Origin of the sequence: Geobacillus sp. DSP4a (assembly GCF_013096875.1) — a bacterium.
Classification (GTDB): Bacteria; Bacillota; Bacilli; order Bacillales; family Anoxybacillaceae; genus Geobacillus; species Geobacillus thermophilus.
In genome coordinates this window covers 1-1,069 of the sequence record NZ_SDLD01000133.1, presented here as the reverse complement: position 1 = coordinate 1,069, position 1,069 = coordinate 1, and the positions used below count along the sequence as shown (strand labels likewise).

At 45.1% G+C, this 1,069-nt stretch carries 1 protein-coding gene and 1 pseudogene; one reads left to right on the top strand and one right to left on the bottom strand.

What is annotated here, in order from left to right; genetic code table 11:
- Positions 1 to 121: 121 nt before the first annotated feature.
- Positions 122 to 472: a hypothetical protein gene (locus tag ETC02_RS16645; RefSeq protein WP_253264187.1), complete on the top strand. Its 351-nt coding sequence runs from the start codon at positions 122 to 124 to the stop codon at positions 470 to 472.
- 137 nt (positions 473 to 609) lie between these two features.
- Here the strand turns inward: ETC02_RS16645 and ETC02_RS16640 are convergent.
- A pseudogene (locus tag ETC02_RS16640) lies at positions 610 to 942 on the bottom strand (transposase); the annotation flags it as partial.
- Positions 943 to 1,069 lie beyond the last annotated feature (127 nt).

Genomic DNA, 1,069 nt, shown 5'->3' with positions numbered 1-1,069 from the left:
TCATACGGAACGACCAGCGATGGTAAAAAAAGGATTGCCATCGCTCGTTGTGTTGGTCAAAAAGTTATTCTGAAAAACTAAATAAAAAATCCTTTGTTTTGACCTTGTTAGGGTGCGAAATGTGAGGTATTACATTTCTGATTACGGTTTTGGGCATGCGACAAGAAGTGTTGCGCTTATTCGCCAGTTGTTGAAGATGGAGGAAGACGTAAGAGTGATTATTTGTCACTCTTTTGCCCTTCAGTTTTTGAGAGAGTCTTTGAAGGATGAGAATCAAGTAACATTCCGCAAGATGGAAACGGATATTGGTTATGTGTTGCAAAAAGACTCGATTGAGCCGGATATCGAACAATTAAATGTTGAATATAAAAAGTATCTGAAAAAGTGGGATTTTCTCATTGAACAAGAACGAGTTTTTTTACAGAAAAATCAAATAGATTTCGTTATTTCCGATATTTCCGCTTTTCCGTGAAAATCCCCACCACTTGGTGAGTGCGGTATACGCTCCTGATCCGTGAGGGTATACTGAAAATGGCCAAAAAAGGCAATAGGAAAGCAGAGGTGCCCGATTTTAGGCATCTCGTATAACCTGTCTGCCTTTTGGCTAGACTAAATAAGTTGTGGTTGGCGGAACGGCTCTTTGCGGGAGATCATGCAAAAGATGATCACCAACATCCGCCGAGCAATGGCGATGAGGGCTTTTTTCTTCCCGCACCGGGCCGCCAACGACCAAAACTTTCGGGACAAGGGATGCGTCTTGGATCGAGCTGCTGACCATGCCGCCTCGCATAACGCCGATCGGAGATGGGGATTGCCTTTTGTCGTGCGCGTGCTCTTTCGCTTTCCGGCGCTTTCATGGTTGCCGGGGGACAATCCAGTCCATGAAGCCGCCCGTTCCGGCGTTTCAAAGACGCTCATGTCGGTTCCCATCTCGGCTATGATCTCACATTTCGCACCCTCCCAACGAAAATCGGGAGGATTTTTTCGTTCCGATGTCGAATGAATCCTTGACACACAAGGAAAGTGAAGGAGTTTTTCTCTCATGAACGTTCAAGTCAAAAAGGTCTAT